Below are 19,918 nucleotides of genomic sequence, written 5' to 3'. Positions count from 1 at the left end.
TCCAACTTCATAACTATGGATCTGGATGACCAGCTAGGACAGGTGCAAGTATGCCATTCACTTTATATGGCTGCGAAAGTCGGGTTGTATTCTGCCATAATGCACTATCGTTAACCTTCAGTTTAGTTGAGAGATGACTTGTATGCCGACCATCTGGGTGGATGCAGATGCGACACCAAAACCGATACGTGAAGTTATTTGCAAAGCGGCTATCCGCACTGCGATTACCACCTACTTTGTCGCCAACCACCGTGTACCTGTTACACCCTGCCCACATATCCATACAGTTCAAGTCGAAGCAGGCTTTGATGTTGCTGACAACGTCATAGTGCAGCGTGCAGAAGACGGCGATCTAGTGATTACGCAAGATATTCCACTGGCAGCAGAATTAATGGAACGTGCTATTACTGTGATTAACAATCGCGGAGAAACCTATACAGCAGAAACCATTCGTCAGCGTCTCAATATGCGTGATTTTATGGAAACCTTGCGCTCAAGTGGTGTACAAAGTGGGGGGCCTGCGGCCTTCTCTGACCGCGACAAGCAACAATTCGCCAATTCTCTAGATCGTTGGTTAACCCGCCAACGTAAGGCTTAGCTATGAAGGTTGTGATTCTTGGTGCAGGTGCTATCGGATGTTATTTAGGAGCAGCCCTCAAGGCTGGCGGACTAGCACCAACCCTAATCGCTAGGCCGCGAGTAATAGCGGATATCCACCAAGCCGGTGGTTTGACGATTAGCGACTATCAAGAGGAACAATGGCAAGTTGGCACTCCTGACATGACGGACAGCAATGAAGCTCTCGCCGATGCTGACATAGTACTCCTTACCGTTAAGTGCCTCGCCGTTGAAGAGTCGGCCCAATTACTCCACCAGTACTGTAAAGCTGGAACCCTTGTGTTGTGTCTACAAAACGGCTTAGGCAGTGATGCCATCATTAAACGTATATGCCCCACACTTAACATCCTTAGGGGAATCGTTGGCTTTAACGTTGCTCCTCTAGGTGAGGGTCGCTTTCATCGCGGAACGGAAGGCGCTATTTACTGCGAGCCTAACGATACCATTCGCGCTGCATTAACCTCAGCGTTTGCAAAAACCAATATTCAATTACTATCCAACTCAGATTACGAAGCTATCGTTTGGGCTAAGTTACAGTTAAATTTAAACAATGCGATTAACGCACTCTCTGGCTTGCCGCTTAAAACTGAATTAGAACACGCTGGATATCGTCGCATTTTAAGTGCTGCAATGACGGAATTACTGGTTGTCGCTAAAGCAAAAAATCTAAACCTACCAAAACTAACGCGACTACCTGCGCGCTGGTTACCTCCGCTAATGAATTTTCCTGATTGGTTATTTAAAAAACTAGCAGCGAGCATGCTGGCTATAGACCCTCAAGCGCGTTCTTCTATGTGGGAAGATCTACACTTAGGGCGCTTAACCGAGGTTGAATACTTAAACGGTGCTGTGGTTAAAGCTGCAAGTAAGCTTGGTATAGATGCGCCAGTGAATGCCGCATTGTGCACTCTCATACACCAAGTAGAACACCATCAACGGCATGAGGGTTTGTCGTCCTCTGAGATTGAAAAAGCCATCAAGAAAGAAAAGAAAAAAATTGAACAAAAAAAAGGGCGTTAATAATAACGCCCAAAGAGGTCTATCAGGACTCAAACATTCAACTCAAAAAGTTATGACGGGCTTTTTGAGTTGATCTTGCATCACGCGCTGACTTCCTTCGCTGCAGCCGTCTTACTTTTAGCTTTAGCAACAACGCGCTCCTTCGAACCAAGCTGCACAGTGGCTTGCGGCTTGGCTTCAACTTTCACCCACTCGTAGTGGCGAGCAATAACATTACGGTTACGACGGTAGAACTCCATAGTTGACGAAGGCCATAAAGCGAAGTTTTTACCATCCGCTTGCTGATACCAGCTCTTACAGCCTGAAGTCCAAACGGAACCTTTAATGCGAGATTGCATCTCTTCGTTAAATTCCACTTGCGCTTCTTTCTTCACATTTAAGTAACCCACATCGCGCTTCTGAACTTCTTTCATACACTGAAGAATGTAGTGCACTTGAGATTCAATCATAAACAAGATCGAATTATGTCCTAAGCCAGCGTTCGGCCCCACTAATTGGAACATATTTGGATACCCAGTGACGGTGTTACCTAAATAGGCTTCAGCACCGTCTTTCCAGTCTTCTAAAATATCGTGACCCGGCAAGCCTTTCAGGTTGAATTTATTCATATAACCACGAGGATCAACAATAAAACCTGTGCCTAAAATAATGGTATCTACTTCGCGCTCAACACCATTGCTATCAACGATACTATGTTCACGAATCTCTTTAATGCCATCGGTAATTAAATCAACATTGTCCCGATTAAAGGCTGGATACCATTTATTCGAAATCAAAATACGCTTACAACCGAGCATATAATCGGGTGTTAGTTTTTTACGCACCACCGGATCTTTCACTTGCGCACGAATAAACTGTTTAGCAAAGAACTCTGCAACAACAGCAATACTAGGGTGAAAAATTGGCCAAACGCGCATTTCATTCGTCATGTATAAACGGGCGCGGTATAAGCGACGCAGTGACGGGAATTTTTCAAATACCCACTTGCTCGCTTTGCTGTACTTGCGCTCATCGCGTGGAATAACCCAAGCGGCACTGCGCTGATACACATCTAAACGCTCAACATCCGGCGCAATTTCAGGTACATACTGAATCGCGCTACCGCCTGTACCTATGGAGGCAACCTTTTTACCTTTCAAATCGTAACCATGATCCCAGCGTGCGGAATGCATTACCTTACCTTTGAATGTATCAAGACCCGGAATATTTGGAATTTGTGGATGGTGTAACGGGCCCGTCGCTAAAATGAAGTACTTACATTTAACCGTTTGGCCGTCAGCTGTGCCTACTGTCCACGTCGCGGTTTTTTCGTCGAAAACTGAACTATTCACTTCAAGACCAAAGCGAATATTAGGGCGTACGTTATACTCACTCACAGTTGCTAGAATATAATCTTGGATTTCATCCCATGGAGCATAGCGTTTCGTCCAATCTGATTTATTCGTGAACGAAAATGAATAAAGATGTGACTGAACATCACACGCGCAACCTGGGTAAGAATTGTCGCGCCATGAACCGCCAACTTCGACATCTTTCTCAACGATAATGTAGTCATTAATGCCATGTTTTTGTAGTTGGATACCCATTGCTAGGCCACCCAAACCGCCACCGACAATAACGACTTCTGTGTATTTTGGTAGAGTACGTTTAATATCCGTCATTGTGATAAACCTTTCGTTCGTTGTTATGATTTATCCAATGTACTGCCGAGCGACCACGGCAAACTATGTCCAGAATTTCTAAAAATTAACATATTCGGCCACTATGACTCTTAGATCTATCCTTGCACTCAGTTTTACCATCGACCAAATTCAACGCAATTATGGTCTCGACCCCGCGCCAATACTGGCGCGGCACGGCATGCGCAAAGATCAATTTGATGGTAATGCGGTAATCAGTCAGGCCGACGAATTGGCGATACTTTCCGACCTGTTTATTGATCTAAGTCATGACCCATTAGCCGCTGTAAAAATCGGTTCGACCTTCGGACTATCAGGATATGGCGCTTACGCCATGATGTTGATGAGCTGCAGCACGGTTTACGAGTCAATCCAACTCGGTATTCGCTACCAAGAAATGAGCTATTTGTTCAGTAAAATAAGTTTCGAGCTGGATGGTGAGAATGCGAGCATCATTCTAACGCCCTATCGTGTCCCTGAGCATTTGCATCGTTTTGTGATTGATCGCGACGTTGCAGGCACCTTTCAATTTTTAAATTTAATGCAAACAATGATCGGGCAACACACCCACCCATTAGAAATTTGCATCCCTTATCCAAAACCATTAGAAGCCGAATTTTACGAAAAACAATTTCAATGCCCTGTTAAATTTGGCACTGATGTTATTCGTTTTTTAATTCCTGGCGATATTTTGAAAAAAACACTGCCCAACGCGAATACAACGGCATTAACACTGTATCGCCAACAATGCGATGAATTATTAAGCAAACGTAGTCAGGTCAATAACGGTACTCTAGCGGAGCGAGTAAAGCACCACTTAGAAATGTTTAAGGAGGAGTTGCCGGCGATAAAAGATTGTGCGGAATCGTTTAGTAGTAGCGAACGACAATTTCGTCGTGATTTAAAAGAAGAAGGAACTACATATCAACAATTATTGGACAAAGTACGCTCTGAAAAAGCCTGTAAATTACTCGACAACAGTAAAACCAGTGTCGAACAAATCGCTTTATTACTCGGATATACCGAGTCTGCAGCATTTATTCGTGCGTTTAAGAAATGGCATGGCATTACACCGGCACAATATCGCAAACGTTAATCGCCACCGAATAAACCACGTATAGCATCTTTTTCGTCTTGGCTTACGCCTTGGTCGCGCTGAACGGGAGTATTGAAACAAACGCGATTACGGCCCTGCCGTTTCGCTTCATACAGCCATTTATCAGCTTCTTGCACCAACTGGGCTGCGCCAAGATATTCATCGACCCGACAGATAGCCAAACCAATGCTGGCCGTCACGGTAATTGAGTTTTCGCTAATATCAACCGGCGTAGACGCCAGAGCTGATCGTACGCGCTCGGCAACTCGCTTGGCTACGGCCAACTCCGTCGATGGCAAAATAACGACAAATTCCTCACCACCATATCGACAACGTACGTCCAATCGACGTGTCATCGCTTCAATTAGACGGGCGGTATGACGTAAGACAGTATTACCTTCTTCGTGACCATAGCTGTCATTAATGCGTTTGAAATGATCCAAATCGATCATCATCACTGCGGTCGACATACGAGTTCGCTGAGTACGCTCTAACTCTTGTTCGAGCATTTCACGAAAATGGCGGACGTTGAATAAGCCCGTTAGCGGATCGGTAATCACTTGCTGACGCAAGTGCACCACTTCATCAACCAGAGGACAACTTAACTCTCCTACCGGACAGGTAGCGGTTTGATTGGGCATAACTGCAAAATCACCTTTGAAACGGCCGACTAAAGATCAAAATTCAGTGTAGACCAATAATCCCAACCGGTGAGGCTGCTTATAAGAAACATTGTTATTCGTCTTCGGGAGGAACCCCCAAAGGAACGAAGCTGGTATCCACCACATAAAGAGAGCGTCGATGCTGATTTTCGCGCGCTTCGCGCCGAGCATGCAATGACCAAATAGAAGTACGTTTCTCACCGTCATAACCATCAACGGTTAACGCCCAGCGAATGGCACTTAACGCCGCCTTGGCTTGGTTCTTATCATGGTAAGGGCCTTGGCTATTAATCGAAGTAGGCATGCTATCGTCACGCCCCACCAACATGACGAGTACAAACAATTCTTCGTCTAGCTCACACACATGCAGCTCAATGCGCTTTCCAGAGCGGATAAGGACTGATTCTGCTACCGCTCCGTCATAGACCAGTTTCATTCATACCATCCATATTCTGGCGCTGTTACTCAGACACCCTTAAGACACTATCCGACATCCTGAAACCGATTACTAGCCATCAATTTGTTAGATTGAGCCGCCGTTCACATTGGTATTTGGGAGATTACTCTAGCTCGCGTACTATTCTTGCAATTGTTTACTCTACTTAGCCAAAGCGCATCATAATGACCCACGATTCCGCCGACCATTCCAGCCTAGAGGCTGCCCATAAACACCTAACGGTCGATCGCAATTTCGACGATCTGGCCGCACGTTTTAGTCGCACTATTTACGCCACACCGCGAGGGCAATTACGATTATTGGCATTGGCACAAGACTTTAGCGATTTAGCGATACCACTTGAAGGCGCAACGGTATTGGATATCGGCGGAGGCCAAGGACAATTCAGCTTACAACTGGCCAAACAAGGCGCAAATATTTCATTGTGTGATGTCTCACAAGAAATGCTGACGCTCGCGCAGGATCTCTTCGCAGCGGAAAACATCCCCGTTAACAGCCAATGCTGCAGCCTACAAGCAACCGATAGTGTCTTTCCACATGAGTATGACATTGTGCTTAATCATGCCGTTTTAGAGTGGTTAGAACATCCATTTGATGCACTTCCCCAGCTGGCGGCTCGTGTACGCCCCGGCGGTTGGTTATCACTTATGTTTTATAACTTACATGGACATGAATGGCGTCAACTGATGAATGGCCGTACACATGCCCCCAAGGGCGCGAACCCAAGATTACGCCGCGAAGGGAATGCGCCGCAACATCCGCTAGACCCTGATGCCATTGAGCAAGCACTAACTCAGCTCGGCTTTAGCGTTCGGCGCTGGCGCGGTATTCGTTGTATTCACGATCATATGCATCAAAAAATTCGTGAACGCATCGGGCAAGAGGCCGTGAACAAATCCGATCTTGAAGTAGGACTGCAAGAACCCTATCGACGTTTAGGGCGCTACGTCCATTTCCTCGCACAGCGCAATCCATGAAACGCTTATTAGTGAGCGCCTGCTTACTCGGTCAGCCAGTCAGATACGATGGTGAAAGCAACGAGAACAAAGTGAACCAACTCGCTGAGCAGCTGCGCCAGTGGCAACAACAAGGCCGGATCATCGCTGTGTGCCCAGAAGTTGCTGGCGGCCTAACAACGCCCCGCCCTGCCGCAGAGATCCAAGGCGGAGATGGACATGACGTTTTGGACGGTAAAGCGAAAGTGATCACCACCCAAGGGGATGACGTTACTACTGAATTTATCAAAGGCGCACAACAAACCTTAGCACTAGCACAAAAGTATCACGCCATGGCGGCCTTGCTTGCGGCTCGCTCTCCTTCTTGTGGTGTAGGCCAGATATATGATGGTGAATTTCAGCGCCAACTCACCCAAGGAGATGGCGTTACCGTGGCATTATTGCAACGCCATGGCATCCAGTGTTTCTCACCTGATGACCATTCATGCCTATTGCACTGGATGAATGATCTTTAACCATTGCATTGCTCAGACTGCCAGCATCCGTAAATGAAGTAACTTCCGATCAATTGCCAATAAACAGTCGAGACCAGACTGTACATTCTCCCCTTGTGTCTATACTTGAAAAACAACTTCGCATGAGACCAGCACATGTACCGCCCAAACCAGATCACACCTATAGATAAGGAGTATTGCTTGGAAGCAAGTGATCTGATTGTGTCTAAAACCGATACGGCAAGCCGGATTACCTATGTTAACGATTGCTTCTGTCGAATTGCTGGCTACACCTATCAAGAACTGCTAGGCAAACCTCAAAATATCATTCGCCATCCTTGCATGCCTCGGGCCGTCTTCAGCCTTATGTGGGAGCATCTGAAGCAAGAGCAGGAGTTTCTTGGGTATCTAAGAAATATGGCGAAAGATGGTAGCTACTACTGGGCATTCGCCAGTATTGCACCTGTATATGAAGACGGTGAGGTCGTCGGTTATTTATCGGCTCGACGAGCACCAAATCCAAACGCCTTAGAGTTGGTGATTCCTCTATATGAAAAAATGCGCAAACTCGAATTAAGCCTACCAGAAGATCAACAAATCCCTCACGCCAGTGCACTACTCTGGCGAGAAATTAGTCGGGAGTATCAGAGCTATGCCGAATTTATCCTTGCTTTTTAATCCACTCGCTAGATTACTGATTGCCATGACGATCTCCTTCATCGGCTACATTACTTATGCCATCATCAGTGGCGTACTCTGGCCTGCAATCGTATCCATTGCAACACTATCAATGCTGGGACTTCTGTCCTACCGATCACACCTGCAGTCCTCAATAACTGCAAAGGACATTAAACATATCCTTGCCCTAGCCGAGCAAGGAAAGCTAACTCGTCGCATTGACGTTGGCATGGGTAAATCCAGAATGTCAGGGATATCGAGTAGTATTAACAACTTTCTAGATCAGGTAGAAACCTACATTCGTGAAGTTGAAATTTGCTTTAAAGAAGCTTCCGAGAATCGATATTATCGTCGCCCATTGGATAAAGGTATGCATGGTGCTTTTGGTGATTCGCTACGGCAGATAAATCAAGCTTTTTACTCCATGGAAGAAGCATATTTACTGCAACACAGACAGGCACTGGATCAAAATATCGGCAGCGTAAAAACCAATAGTCTTTTAAAAAATCTCGACAGAAATCAACAGGACTTAAATAAAGTTGCTGGAGAAATGGGACATGTAGAAAATATTGCCAAAGAAGGCGTGCAATTATCCACCGATGCCCTAGTGGAAATTACGACTGTTACATCGAGCCTCCAACAGCAAGCTAACCATGTAAAAGAAATACAGCAAACGACATCTCAGCTTAATAAACAAACAGAAAAAATAAGTAAAATCCTGTTATTAATTGATGATATTGCAGGAAAAACAAATTTATTGGCATTAAATGCCGCTATTGAAGCTGCTCGCGCAGGAGAGGCCGGGCGAGGTTTCTCCGTCGTTGCCGATGAAGTTCGTTCTCTGGCTGAAAGTACGAGAAATGCCACGGCGGACATTAATGGTATGGTAAATGATTTCAAACTAGTCAGCAGTCGCATGGAGCAGCAAGCAAGCGATGTTGTTGAGATGACCGATCTAGCATTAATCGCGAATGAGAAATTTTCATCTTCATTCAATAAACTAGCGAGCATTGCGCAAAAAACATACGAAAAAGTTAATTATTCACTCATCGTAAGTTATGCTTCATTAATAAAAGTAGATCACATGATTTACATTCAAAATGGCTATCAAGCAATGGAGAGTGGTAAAGGTTCCGCCGCATGGAATGCGGTTGAGGTAGATCATCATCACTGCCGATTCGGTAAATGGTACGACACAGGAATAGGACATAAATACTTTTCGCATCTGCCTACTTATAACGCGATCGCCCCAATGCATGAAGCTGTTCATAAATCCATGCATGAAATTCTCAAACAAGTGGGCGAAGAAAATTGGCGCCGAAAAATATCGATTCATACTGAGATTCAGTCTGGTTTTACACGTATGGAATCATACAGCAACCAATTAATAGAACTGGTTGATAAACTGACGGAAGAAAAACTGAGATTTGAAACGGCTTCCGGCGATTCGGAAACCGATATAGAGCTGTTTTAAGAACATCAATTAGCGTACGGAGCCCCTATTCGCTCAAGCTTGCGTAGCAATCCTGGCCAGGCCAGCTTCCCTCCCGCATTACGCGTTACTTGCTTAGCGGCTTGTTTAATACCGTCCACTATAGGTTGAGAGATGGGAATTAATTCTGCACCGCCAGACTGAGCCAGTAACTGTACTTCGCAAGCTCGTTGCAAAATAAACATATTCAAAAATGCATCCGCTATATTTTCGGCACAGGTTAGCAGTCCGTGATTGCGCAAAATCATAAAGTCGGTAGTGCCGAGATCAGCAACTAGCCGTACCTTTTCTTCTGGATTTAACGCAACGCCCTCATAGGCGTGATAGCTTAGCCCTGACAGCGGAAATAATGACTGCTGCGAAATAGGCAACAGACCCTGTGCTTGAGCCGATACAGCAACGCCTTCTTTCGTGTGGAGGTGCATAACACAATGCGCGTCGCTGCGCGCTTCATGAACAGCACTATGAATAATAAATCCCGCAGGATTGATATCGTAATCAGACGACATCGCTTTGTTACCGAGCAAATCGACTTTAACCAAACTCGACGCACTGACTTCATCAAACATCATCCCATAAGGATTAATTAAAAAATGGGCCTCAGGGCCAGGCACGCGCGCAGAGATATGAGTAAAAATTAAATCATCCCAGCCATACATAGCCACAAGATTGTAGGCTGCGGCTAAATTGACGCGAGTTTCCCATTCTGCAGACGACACTTGATCGCGGACGGAAGCCATGTGAACTCCAATTATTGTTATTGCAAACCATAACCTTAGCCTGAGTCGATTTATTTTTCTGCAACGAATTGCAGGAAAAAATGAGAAGCCAAGAAGTACCAGGATAATTCCACATATCTGTCGTGACTACGAACAAAAAACGTTCGTTGAGTCACTCCTACAAAATCGGGAAAACTCAAGGAGCAAAGGTAGCAGTGACTCAAGGAGCGAAGGTAGGAGTGACCAAGGTGCGAAAGTAGGAGTGACTCAAGGAGCGAAAGTAGGAGTGACTCAAGGAGCGAAGCGAGTAGTCACGATATATTCTGGGAATTCTAGTTCTAAGGCCGACTAAGTGGCGCGCACGGGAGGATGGCAAAATACGCGCTCTTCGCTTGTGCAAAAAGCGCACAGCTACGAGTCGAACCTAACGGAGGTTCTCGTCCGCCCGAGCAAATCAGCTTCGAGGAACATAATATTAGTTTGGGAGTTTTATAACTTCTTGAAGGGCCTAAGTGGCGCGCTCGGGAGGATGGCAAAATACGCGCTCTTCGTGTAGCGCGCCGGTTCGCTTGAGACACCTAGACGCATACGATGAGACGGCGTATATACCGAACCTCAGCCCTACGCGATGCCATACCCAGCTTTAAACCTATTAAAGATGTCATCTGCCTCCACCTCTGTAAGGGGGACGCGGCTTTTAGCATAGAATGCTGGGAGTATAGCGCTACCCGCATATGTTGATGCTACGCCGATTGTAGTGGGCGTAATTCTAAATGCTGTCACGTTAGTATTTTCTCCACTACCATACCTTAGCCCACTCTGCGTCGCGTTACTAACTGTGATTTCAATTCTTACAGTTGTATTGACGCGGTCCATCGTTGTTTTAGCATGCACCATCACCCATCCGCCTAATAAATCATCTGTACCAAATTGTGCAGAGACAGGTACTGAATTATACGGATAACAATACGATCCAATCGTCCATTTTGAGTATTGGTCATTTGTGTGCAGAATAAACATTCCTTGGAAGTTGCCGTTACTAGCACAGTACATTAACTCTGACCGATCATCTGTAGCTGGAGAAATAGCTGGATCAATATAAAAAATTCCGATTTCAGATCGCTCAACTGATATTTGATCAGTTTGAAGGCTCTGAAAAATCAAGTTCTCGTTTGTTGTGTTTAACGCTGCATAGACTCTGACGCCTTCTTTTTCTACGAGTATCGGAGTGTCTGTTGAGTTGAAGTCGGTGCACCTCCGTCCCGACTTAGCAAGATACCCTACATCGCTTTTATCGGGCCACCAGTAGTTGACGATATCGGAATGGGTGTCGAGCCACGCTTTAAAGCCACCTTGAGCTAAGCTCGATGGATCGATCCAGCACGGCACGCCGTTCGCATCTAGCCCGATGATTTTAGTAGCGTCAGCCAATGTCACTGTTTCCGCATCTTCAAGTTTGTATTCAGACATAACGAGTCCTATGGGTTGTAAGTCAGATAAGCGCCGTTGTACGTGAGATAAGCGCCGTTGTATGAAAGTGCGCCATCAGGAGCGCCGCCGTATACAAATATCGGGTACTTATGAGCGTGCAGAATGCGAGCTATAGAGCATTCCAATATCGATTTTGTTGAGTCGATATCTGTGATCGTATCGGGGATTTCGATATCAAACTGAACAACAAACGCCCAGTCTGTGCCCCAGAAGTAGCCACCAAAATCGCCACCAAACACCGCTTCTTTGTACTCTGATATGTTTGCTATTAGCCCGTATGCGTCGACAAGTGACACTAAGAAAGCACGGCTTTGGCTGCCGTAAAGTTTGTATTTTTGTTCCAGCGCGGATATGCGCTGATCGAATGTTTGTACAACCGATGAGCAACTATCAGGCAGGCCGTAATCTGCTTCCCAGCGCTCTAACAATTCGATCACGCCACTCGGTAGCGACTCATCTATAAGCTGCTGAGCGCGAGTATCGATGCGCGCAAATTCTTCTGCCAGCCCACGCATGAGTAATGCGATTTTTCCATCGTCGTCGCGAAGCCATGCAGAACCCTGCGGCAGCAATGCGAGCAGTGATTTTTGATAACTCATCAGCGCATTCATTAGATAATCCAACCCGCAGAGAAATAAAACTCACAATCATTGAGACTGTCATTTTCTGTTCTTATCTGTAGCTCTAAATAATCAGTCCCTACAGTAGTAAAGTACGGAATAAACTGATCCGTAAAAGAACCGGGGCATAGCGTAATTTGTACTGAAAAATTAGTAGCAGCAATCGCGGGCGTTGTTAAGTTCGCCAAATATTCTGTGAAATAGAAACGATATATTCCGGTAGAAACATACGTGACACGACAACTAAAGCGCCGCTGACCGCTGTTGCCCGCTTTGTAATATATATCAACGTAGTGATCACCACCCCCGATGTATCGTCCTTCGCCTTTTTGATGATTTCTTGAGAGCGCTGTATTTAAATCTGCAATGTCTGTTATCGAATGACCATGCCCAGCATTAGACTTACCATCTAATGCTGTTTGCAAGCCGGACACATCTGCGATTGCATGACCATGCCCAATCACAGATTTAGTCGCCAACGCAGCAGTTATTGTCGCGGCGTAATCGGCATCATCCGCCAGCGCTGCGGCTAACTCGTTCAGTGTATCTAGCGCACCAGGTGCGCCGCCGACTAAGTCGCTGATCGCATTCGCCGTGATTGTTGTTGCGATGCTTTGTATCGCTAAAAGAACCTGATTTAACTGAGCTTCATCGGGTATTAAACCGCCGCCACTGATAACGTTTAATAATTCATCGTGGATGGCGTTTTGGTATACAGCCGAGTTTTTAGACGGTGGCACGGCGTTGACTGGATCGCCGTCTGTGAACTTGCCATCGACCAACCGCGCATTGCTGTCTGAGAGTGGATAATCCATTGCTGAAACCTCTTATACTGGCCAAGTGATCGTGCCGAGCACAATCAACTGATTTTGGTTACTTGTAATATCTGCAACTAAATCAATCGCATGATCTGTCTCACCTGCGGCTGCTGATATCGCCTCGTTAATTGCCGATATCAGTAATATGCCGCCTGGAGTGGCTTCGCGTTTGATGAGATCGTCTAGCTCGGCTTCGACGGCTAAACGCACGTCGGATGTGTCTGGCGTTAGGCTTGTAAATGTGATGTCGAGCGGTGCCGCGACTATGGTCGCGACGCTGAATCCGGCCATGCCTGCGGGGCGCACTGTGTCGGTATAATCTTGCACTGCTGTGATGTGTGCTGGCGACGGAATTGGTGTTGCGAGGTCGTCTGTAACGAATCGCACGACGACTGTGCCTAGACCGTTTTCATTGGGGTATGACCACGCACGAGTAACATCGACGTGTGCCTCTTTTGCCCATGTGATGTAGTCGTTTGCGTTGCCGCCCATCGGTGGGTTTTGTCGACGATCCGCAAGGCGTTCGCGCACGCGACTTATTGATTCTGATTCTGCGCCGCCGCTAATTTCTACGACTGTGGCAGTTGTATCTGCACCGGCGATTGTTGCTGAAATAGTGAGTGTTTTACCGACGGTTAAATTGCCGTTAATACCCGGTTCAACGGCTCTTAAATTGAGCGTTGCAGAGCCACTTTCAGCGGTCGCTGATTCGGTAACGCGGTAGGCGATTTGGTCTTTCGTAAAAATCGTTTCAGCCGGTATCACTGTGCCGTCTGTTGCTGCAATTATTGCTGTACCCGCAGCGCGTGTTGCTGCAATTTGATAGATGCCCATTTCTGCTGCGCGACGCAATAGATTTTCGTTGTCGGCCGTGTCGTCAAACAACTGATCGCGGTTGTAATCTAAGTGGGTGTGCAGTCCATAACATGCGCCCGCATGGGCTTGTGCGATGGGGTAATAAATGTCACCGCGAGCGGTCGCAGATTCGCCGCTATTACGTTCAATATCAGCCGCAATGCGAGCCTTTAGTGTTGCTAGTGATGGGCGTTCAAACGGCATAAGTTTGCTCCATGATTATTTGCTGCCAAGTGCCATTATTTAGCTGGCAATTGAGCTGGTATGCGAGGCGATCTAGCGCTTGGCGCTCTACGGTAATTTCAATCGCTAAAAGATCACTACCATCGATCATCCATTGCGTTGCTTCGGTGATGTAATCGCGGGCTTTGTTGATTGTTTCTGTTGTAATTTTTGAGCGATTTAGTAGCCATAATTTGCTGCCCAGACTCTGACCGGATGGCAGGTACATGTCGCCCCAGTAGCCGCGATTTTTTTCGCCGTCGGGTAGCTCATCAGTATTGACGCTGGCGTCTGTAAATAGACTGATCGCAATAGCCGTGGTTAGCTTTGTGAGCTGTGTGTTTTGGCGTGGTGCAACGTCTAAACGCTGATTATTTGAGTCCCAGATAATCGCTAATATGTTGCTCATTGTGGGCCTCCTGACACTAGCGGATTGCCGTTGTCGGTGTAGCTGTGTGCATGGGTATCAAACGCAATGCCGTTGACGGTTAATGATGTGATGACTGCCGTTGTAATTGTGCCTGCTGTTATTGTGGCACTCGGCGTCGTCATGCTCGTTGAAAGCGTCGCCGCTAGAGCCACATTTAATGTGCTTTCTAGCGTTGTTGCGCCCGCGACTTTTAGCGTACCGGTCATCTCAACGGCTGGACTTTCGACAATCACTTTTGTGCTGCTTTTTAACGTTGCTGTGCCGTCGTTTTTTAAGTGCAGGTAGTCAGCGTTTTGGTTGTAAATAGCAACGTCGCCTTCTTCGATAAGCATGCGGTATCTACGATCACCCACTTGCAAACCAACTGAGTGAGAGCCGTTGCCGCCGAATGCAAGCACCAGGCACTCGGCACCGGCAGGGGCGTGACTGGTAAAACCGAACGGCTCTAGATGTTCGATGTCCGCTAGCTCTTGGCCGCCGGGCACCTTCACTTGTAGTAAACGCACTTTAGATTCGTATTTAACACGGGTTAAAACGCTGCGTTGCACGAGCATTTTAATGCGTCGGGCGATGGGTGCCGTAAATGCGGATATGCTGCGAATTAGCTGATTGCGGGTCATAACGTAGCCCCGCTGGTTGACTCAGGCTGTGTGATCAGATCAAACGCGGCTTTAGGCATGACGGTTAGCGTGCTGGTGCGGCCAGATCGTGTGGTTAGATTGGTAGCCACGGCGGTGATTAGACGCTGTGCATTATCTAAGCCGCTAAACTTATCGGTAACGCGCACGAGTTCGTTAGGCATCCAGATTCGGCCTTCATCGCCAGACTGACGCCAGCCGCGCATTGTGTAGTTGATGCTGCGGCTGCGACCGTAGCTAACACGGCGCTGCCATTCTGCGCGTGCTTGGCATGCCGCGCTGTCGACTGACTGATCGGTAACGATGACGGACGGACGATACCGACGTGCGTCGCCAGTGATGGTGCTTTTGCTTTGGCTGTTTGCTTCTGCGCTGAGCGTTGCCCAGTTTGCCGCTTGGCCTGCGACCGTATACTCAGAAAACAGCGAACGGTGGCTGCGTTGTGCGCTTGCGGCTTTGATGTTAGCGCCTAGCACTAGCGGCACGTCGGCAGTGCCAGTGCCAGAGCGAGTGATGACTAAATTGCCTGCGGCATCTGAAATCAGCAATACGGCACGAATGCGGGCGAGTTCTTCTAGCGCTTCCCAAATCAGTTGGCCAGCATCTAAGGTTAAGTCTGTTGCGGTAAATGATTGGTTGGCAGCTGCTGTTGCGCTGCTGTCTACTATCACGCTAATGCCAAAGGGTTTGCACAGTTGGCGCGCAACACTTAATAGAGTTTGACCGGCTTTGATTTGCTGGCCTGTGGTTGAGCAGTCTGCCAGGTCGCCACATTTACTGCGGCCAATCACTGTGATCTCGTGGGTTTGTGAATCGTAATCGACGTTGATGTCGTCGACTGCGCCAGTCAGTACCAAGTCGTCATCTATATAGGCTTGGCAGCTCATGCCGTCTTCTACTTCAAATACACCGCCGTTGGTGTTGAGATCGGGCGCGATTTTTAGTTCGAATTGATGTGGCCCTTGCTCGATGCTGCGCAGCAACACGACTTCTTTAAAACCAATGTAATTGCGGCCATCGACACGCAGCACTAACTCGCTCATATCAGCACCTCAATGTCTTTACCGGCGGGCATAAACAAAGGATTGGCAATGCTGTTGCGGCTGACTAACTCATCGGCTTTGGTGGCATCGCCATACACTTGATGCGCAATCACAAGCGCAGGAAGGGACGCACCGCGCTGGATGTATTCGATTTTACTTAGACCAGGTGCAAGCTGTTCGATGCGTTTATAGAGCGCGTTTTGTAGCTCTGTGATTGCTGCGTATTCGGCGTAGCTTAATGTCGTGGCGGCTGACTGATCGTCTAGCTCTGTAAGTAGTGCGTCACGAATTGCGATCGCTTCTTCGTAGCTAGTAAATGACACATCATCTGCGGCTACGGCTTGGGCCATTGATACCACGGCAATAGCACCTAGTGCGGTGGCGATTAACTCTTGATTGTCTGCCATTGCAGCGCGGTTTTCTGTTGCTACTCCATTAGCGGCGGTGCGGGAAATTGGGCTAGTGATTTTAAAACCAGCAAGCAACTGATCGTACACACCAAACGCGGTTTTGATGTCGCTTGCGATGCCGATAAAACTGCTGACCACGCCAGCGACCGTACTTATTAATGTTGCTGGCGCTTGGATGAGGGTTGCTAGCTCGTTGCCGAGATCGTCGATGTCTGACGAGATATCTTCGACTTGGGCGACTGCTGCATTTATTTTGCCGTTGATTTTACGGATTGCATCGGTTGCTTTATTAAGCTGATCCAGTGCCGCATTGCGCACAAATTCTGGCTGACCGGTCACGCTGAAATTATCAACAAATTGGGCAGTGGTTTGTGCCAGGCACTGAGTTGCGGCGGCGGCTACTGCGTCGGCAGTATTTGCCGCAAATACCGGCGCACCACGACCAGCTTTAACGTAGTTAATATTGAATGAGCAATAGCCACCTTGGCGGCTGGTGATTGACCACGAATAATCAACAACGCGTATTGAGAGTGAGCCAAGATACGGATGCACCAGCGTTGCAACGTTTGGTTGATCTAGTGCATCTATTAGTTTGTCGCGTGCGATGTCGTAGTCATCACCGATTAAAAACGCCTGGAAAGAAAACTGGCCCGACTTTTTGCCTAAGTCTTCTGTGTCATGGTCTTCTTGCAATGGGTATTCATGCACAACGACATTGCGACCGCCTGAACCTGTCGCTTGGCTTACGTGAAATTCGATGCCACGGAACGAGGCTTTTTGTAAGCGGTCACGCCAAGACATTATGCACCACCCGTAAGCATGCTAGAGCCACTGACGTCGATGTCCATGTTTTCGGCGTTAGGGGATTTGACGCGAATGCGGTCGTCAGAGACTTCGATTTTTAAATGAGCTCGTTGCCGACTACGGCTGTTGGAACTGTTATACGCTGGGTCATAAGTTGAATCACTTTCTAGTGATTGTTTAGCGTTTTTATTGCCAAGTGCTGCCATCATTTGCGCGGTTATTTTACCGATTTCATTTCCTGCGTCCGTGCCTTGTACATGAGGCGCAACAACGTTAGAGCCAAACCAATAGCCAGCACCACCGGCGGCAGCTAATGGCAATAAACGAGTAGCGCCCATTGTGGCGGCACTGCGTAATAATCCGCCTTTGCCACTTTTTATAACTGCATCGGTAATGCCAGGGAGTCCACCCATACCACCAAAACCGCCGGGCATATTAACGACATACACAGGCTGAACACCGGCCATTTCTTCTAGTACTTTACCCGTAGCGACACCCGCACCAACTCCTGCGCCAATTTTACTAAGCAACTTACCACCGCCCTTTAAAAGTAGAGCGGTTGTTATAAGTCCTGCGGCACCTCCGGCTAATAATTCCCCGCCAGTTAGATCTAATCCACCATCTTCTTTTTTATCGATTAAATTCTTTATTGCATTTTCAATTGTCGAGTTAATCGGCTCTGAAAAACCATCTGCTGCTTTCTTTAATGCAGATTTTAAACGCGCCACTTGGTCTACCGAGTTAGCAACTGCATCTGGTAAATCCTTTCCAATCGTGCCACCGGCGTTGGCTATTTCTGCGCTCATTTGGCGGGCTTGGTTTAACGTGTCGCCGCTTAGTAATACGCGCAGGCCACGCATAGTGTCTAAATCCACCTCGCCAAATGCCAAGCTTAGGCCTTGATCGCGCTGAGCATCGGTTTTGAATTTTTGATAACCCGCTGCGATGTCATCCAGTACATCGAGTGCGGCTCGGCGTTCGTCTTCGGCATTGTAAAACGTAACGCCGGTTGCTTGTGCTGCTTTGTCTAAATACTTTTGATTAGTAAATATGCGCAGCGTTGAATCGACCAGTGTTGCTAAGCGCTCTGGATTCTTTTCTGTTTGCGACAATCGCTCGATTAAGCCGAGGGTTTGATCAAACTCCAATCCTGATGCCTTAGCGTTAACGCCGACACGCGCAAAAATTGCGGACAGATCTTCTAACTCGGCATTGCCTAAGCGGCCCGCTTTTGTCATGCGATCCAGAATATCAACCGATGTCTCAGCTTTGGATAAATCAAAATCGAACGCCTCGGCGGCCACGGTTAATGCACTGGATAATACTTCTGCCCGCGCCCCAGTGACGGCCATTGCAGGGTTGATTGCTTGAGTGGTTGCTAATGCCTCGTTCCAGCTAAGACCCGCTTGAATTAAATTATTAAAACCACCTAACAACGAATCTAATGACTGACCTGTTTGCTGCGCCATTAAAAATAATTCTTTACGAAGGTCTGCCGCTTGCTCTGCGGTTGCGCCTGCGGTTTGACGAATATTAATTAATTTTTTATCTAACTGGGCTGAGTCCACTACCTGGCGAACACCGACATACGCCGCACCGGCACCAGCCACCACGGCAGCGGTGCGACCGGCTAAGTTATCTAAACTACGACCAGCGCTTTGTGCAGCCAAACTCATGCGGCCAAGGTCACGCTGACCGCGCTGACTAAAACCCGACAACGAGCGGCCATATTGCTGCGCTCGTTGGGTTAAGTTGCCTGCTAAGTCGATGACGACACTAGTGCGTAGTTCGTTCATTATTTGCGCCTATTTTTTGCGATTATTTAAAGCGTGATTGAATGCGGCTTAAAGGTTCGTTTCGTAGCGCTTGCACGTCGGTAATGCTCATGCCTTTTTTGAGTAACTTACTTTCTAACTGCTCTAACTCATTCGCTAGAGCTATCGCTTCGCCCCTTTTGCGTCACCTCGGGGGACGCGCTGTGCGCTAATGCGGTGAGCTTGTCGCTTAACTCAGCTGCGCTGACTGCTCCGGCGGCAACGTCTGCATACAGATTTAATATGGCTAAATCTTCTTCGTGCAGCAGCGCAAACATGGATGGTTCTAATGGCCCTGCAATAACTCCAATTTTTTTAATTTGCTGGCACAGCATTAGTACGCCTAAGCGCGCTGGGCTTTCGACACATACCGGGGTCATGCGGCCATTAATATTAGTAATAACGACTTTTTCAGAGGCTTCCTTGGCCTCCATTATTTGCCCGGCGGTTAAGTGGGTATGCAGCTCAAAATTGATTTGTGCTTCATTGCCCACTTTTAAACCGTGCTTTAACGTGCCTGTAATTGCCCCCATATCAGCTCACCGGATCTGTGCGCAAACCAGTAAAGTCAAAGCTGATCATGCCGTTACTTTGAGAGCATGGGGCAGGCGTATAGCTGCCGCTTTGGATATAGGTTTTGCCGTTGTCATCCTGAATAGTGACGTTGACGTTAGTGAGTGCATCGATTTGCTCCATGCTTACCGTGCCATCGTTTGGCACTTGAATGCCGGTGATTTTTGGCTCCACAGGCTCCTCGCTGAAACCCACAGGGCCAGTGTCTGCATTTACTGACGTGCGGTTATTTCCGCCTAGGGTGAACGTTGCACCTGGCATAGCATTAATGCGCCCAATGCCATCGATATCAAAAAATAGTTTTTTAGCGACTTTAGCCATGATCTACC

At 47.4% G+C, this 19,918-nt stretch carries 22 protein-coding genes; 7 read left to right on the top strand and 15 right to left on the bottom strand.

Features of this window, described 5'->3' with window-relative positions; genetic code table 11:
• Positions 1-142: 142 nt before the first annotated feature.
• A complete protein-coding gene (locus tag TOL_RS02530; RefSeq protein ID WP_015485700.1) occupies positions 143-598 on the top strand; it encodes a YaiI/YqxD family protein in 456 nt (151 codons plus the stop codon).
• Positions 599-600: 2 nt separating this feature from the next.
• The gene (locus TOL_RS02525) at positions 601-1,638 is read left to right on the top strand and encodes a 2-dehydropantoate 2-reductase (RefSeq protein ID WP_015485699.1); all 1,038 of its coding nucleotides are present in this window, start codon (positions 601-603) and stop codon (positions 1,636-1,638) included.
• An 80-nt stretch (positions 1,639-1,718) separates the two neighbouring features.
• On the opposite strand, the gene TOL_RS02520 is transcribed toward TOL_RS02525, so the two are convergent.
• Positions 1,719-3,299 carry a flavin-containing monooxygenase gene (locus tag TOL_RS02520; RefSeq protein ID WP_015485698.1) on the bottom strand — a complete coding sequence of 527 codons (1,581 nt, stop codon included), beginning with the start codon at positions 3,297-3,299 and terminating at the stop codon, positions 1,719-1,721.
• Positions 3,300-3,402: 103 nt separating this feature from the next.
• Here TOL_RS02520 and TOL_RS02515 point away from each other — a divergent pair, with 103 nt between their 5' ends.
• Positions 3,403-4,413, top strand: a complete 1,011-nt coding sequence (locus TOL_RS02515) for an AraC family transcriptional regulator (RefSeq protein ID WP_015485697.1) — start codon at positions 3,403-3,405, stop codon at positions 4,411-4,413.
• Here TOL_RS02515 and TOL_RS02510 read toward each other — a convergent pair.
• Complete coding sequence (locus TOL_RS02510; protein WP_015485696.1) at positions 4,410-5,054, bottom strand: GGDEF domain-containing protein; 645 nt, start codon at positions 5,052-5,054, stop codon at positions 4,410-4,412. The two genes, TOL_RS02515 and TOL_RS02510, sit on opposite strands and share 4 nt — an antisense overlap.
• Positions 5,055-5,148: 94 nt before the next feature.
• On the bottom strand, positions 5,149-5,511 hold the full coding sequence (locus TOL_RS02505; protein ID WP_015485695.1) for a PA4575 family protein: 363 nt from the start codon (positions 5,509-5,511) through the stop codon (positions 5,149-5,151).
• 185 nt (positions 5,512-5,696) lie between these two features.
• Here TOL_RS02505 and TOL_RS02500 point away from each other — a divergent pair, with 185 nt between their 5' ends.
• The 4 genes from TOL_RS02500 (at position 5,697) to TOL_RS02485 (ending at position 9,134) form a co-directional block, all read left to right on the top strand.
• A complete protein-coding gene (locus TOL_RS02500) occupies positions 5,697-6,509 on the top strand; it encodes a methyltransferase domain-containing protein (protein ID WP_015485694.1) in 813 nt (270 codons plus the stop codon).
• Complete coding sequence (locus tag TOL_RS02495; protein ID WP_015485693.1) at positions 6,506-7,003, top strand: 2-thiouracil desulfurase family protein; 498 nt, start codon at positions 6,506-6,508, stop codon at positions 7,001-7,003. Before TOL_RS02500 ends, TOL_RS02495 begins: the two co-directional genes overlap by 4 nt.
• Positions 7,004-7,183: 180 nt before the next feature.
• The gene (locus TOL_RS02490; RefSeq protein WP_015485692.1) at positions 7,184-7,660 is read left to right on the top strand and encodes a PAS domain-containing protein; all 477 of its coding nucleotides are present in this window, start codon (positions 7,184-7,186) and stop codon (positions 7,658-7,660) included.
• Entirely contained in the window at positions 7,635-9,134 is a 1,500-nt protein-coding gene (locus TOL_RS02485) for a methyl-accepting chemotaxis protein (RefSeq protein ID WP_015485691.1), read from the top strand. The genes TOL_RS02490 and TOL_RS02485 overlap by 26 nt, the downstream gene beginning before the upstream one ends.
• 5 nt (positions 9,135-9,139) lie before the next feature.
• On the opposite strand, the gene TOL_RS02480 is transcribed toward TOL_RS02485, so the two are convergent.
• The 12 genes from TOL_RS02480 to TOL_RS02425 form a co-directional block, all read right to left on the bottom strand.
• Entirely contained in the window at positions 9,140-9,892 is a 753-nt protein-coding gene (locus TOL_RS02480) for a class II aldolase/adducin family protein (RefSeq protein ID WP_015485690.1), read from the bottom strand.
• 600 nt (positions 9,893-10,492) lie between these two features.
• Complete coding sequence (locus TOL_RS02475) at positions 10,493-11,341, bottom strand: hypothetical protein (RefSeq protein WP_015485689.1); 849 nt, start codon at positions 11,339-11,341, stop codon at positions 10,493-10,495.
• Between the two features lie 8 nt (positions 11,342-11,349).
• The gene (locus TOL_RS02470) at positions 11,350-11,973 is read right to left on the bottom strand and encodes a putative phage tail protein (RefSeq protein ID WP_015485688.1); all 624 of its coding nucleotides are present in this window, start codon (positions 11,971-11,973) and stop codon (positions 11,350-11,352) included.
• Positions 11,973-12,797, bottom strand: coding sequence for a phage tail fiber repeat family protein (locus TOL_RS02465; RefSeq protein ID WP_015485687.1), 825 nt, complete (start codon positions 12,795-12,797; stop codon positions 11,973-11,975). Before TOL_RS02465 ends, TOL_RS02470 begins: the two co-directional genes overlap by 1 nt.
• A gap of 12 nt (positions 12,798-12,809) precedes the next feature.
• Complete coding sequence (locus tag TOL_RS02460; protein ID WP_015485686.1) at positions 12,810-13,859, bottom strand: baseplate J/gp47 family protein; 1,050 nt, start codon at positions 13,857-13,859, stop codon at positions 12,810-12,812.
• Positions 13,849-14,286: a phage GP46 family protein gene (locus tag TOL_RS02455; RefSeq protein WP_015485685.1), complete on the bottom strand. Its 438-nt coding sequence runs from the start codon at positions 14,284-14,286 to the stop codon at positions 13,849-13,851. Before TOL_RS02455 ends, TOL_RS02460 begins: the two co-directional genes overlap by 11 nt.
• Positions 14,283-14,927 (bottom strand): phage baseplate assembly protein V, encoded by a 645-nt coding sequence (locus TOL_RS02450; protein WP_015485684.1) that lies wholly within the window; start codon positions 14,925-14,927, stop codon positions 14,283-14,285. The genes TOL_RS02455 and TOL_RS02450 overlap by 4 nt, the downstream gene beginning before the upstream one ends.
• Complete coding sequence (locus TOL_RS02445; protein ID WP_015485683.1) at positions 14,924-15,988, bottom strand: phage baseplate assembly protein; 1,065 nt, start codon at positions 15,986-15,988, stop codon at positions 14,924-14,926. The genes TOL_RS02450 and TOL_RS02445 overlap by 4 nt, the downstream gene beginning before the upstream one ends.
• Positions 15,985-17,199: a DNA circularization protein gene (locus TOL_RS02440; RefSeq protein ID WP_015485682.1), complete on the bottom strand. Its 1,215-nt coding sequence runs from the start codon at positions 17,197-17,199 to the stop codon at positions 15,985-15,987. Before TOL_RS02440 ends, TOL_RS02445 begins: the two co-directional genes overlap by 4 nt.
• Entirely contained in the window at positions 17,199-18,998 is a 1,800-nt protein-coding gene (locus TOL_RS02435; RefSeq protein WP_015485681.1) for a phage tail tape measure protein, read from the bottom strand. Before TOL_RS02435 ends, TOL_RS02440 begins: the two co-directional genes overlap by 1 nt.
• 128 nt (positions 18,999-19,126) lie before the next feature.
• Complete coding sequence (locus TOL_RS02430; protein ID WP_015485680.1) at positions 19,127-19,549, bottom strand: phage tail assembly protein; 423 nt, start codon at positions 19,547-19,549, stop codon at positions 19,127-19,129.
• Position 19,550: 1 nt separating this feature from the next.
• Positions 19,551-19,910 (bottom strand): phage tail tube protein, encoded by a 360-nt coding sequence (locus tag TOL_RS02425; protein ID WP_015485679.1) that lies wholly within the window; start codon positions 19,908-19,910, stop codon positions 19,551-19,553.
• Between the last annotated feature and the right edge of the window lie 8 nt (positions 19,911-19,918).

This window comes from Thalassolituus oleivorans MIL-1, from assembly GCF_000355675.1.
GTDB classification, from domain to species: Bacteria; Pseudomonadota; Gammaproteobacteria; order Pseudomonadales; family Oceanobacteraceae; genus Thalassolituus; species Thalassolituus oleivorans.
This window is presented reverse-complemented; position numbering and strand designations above follow the sequence as displayed.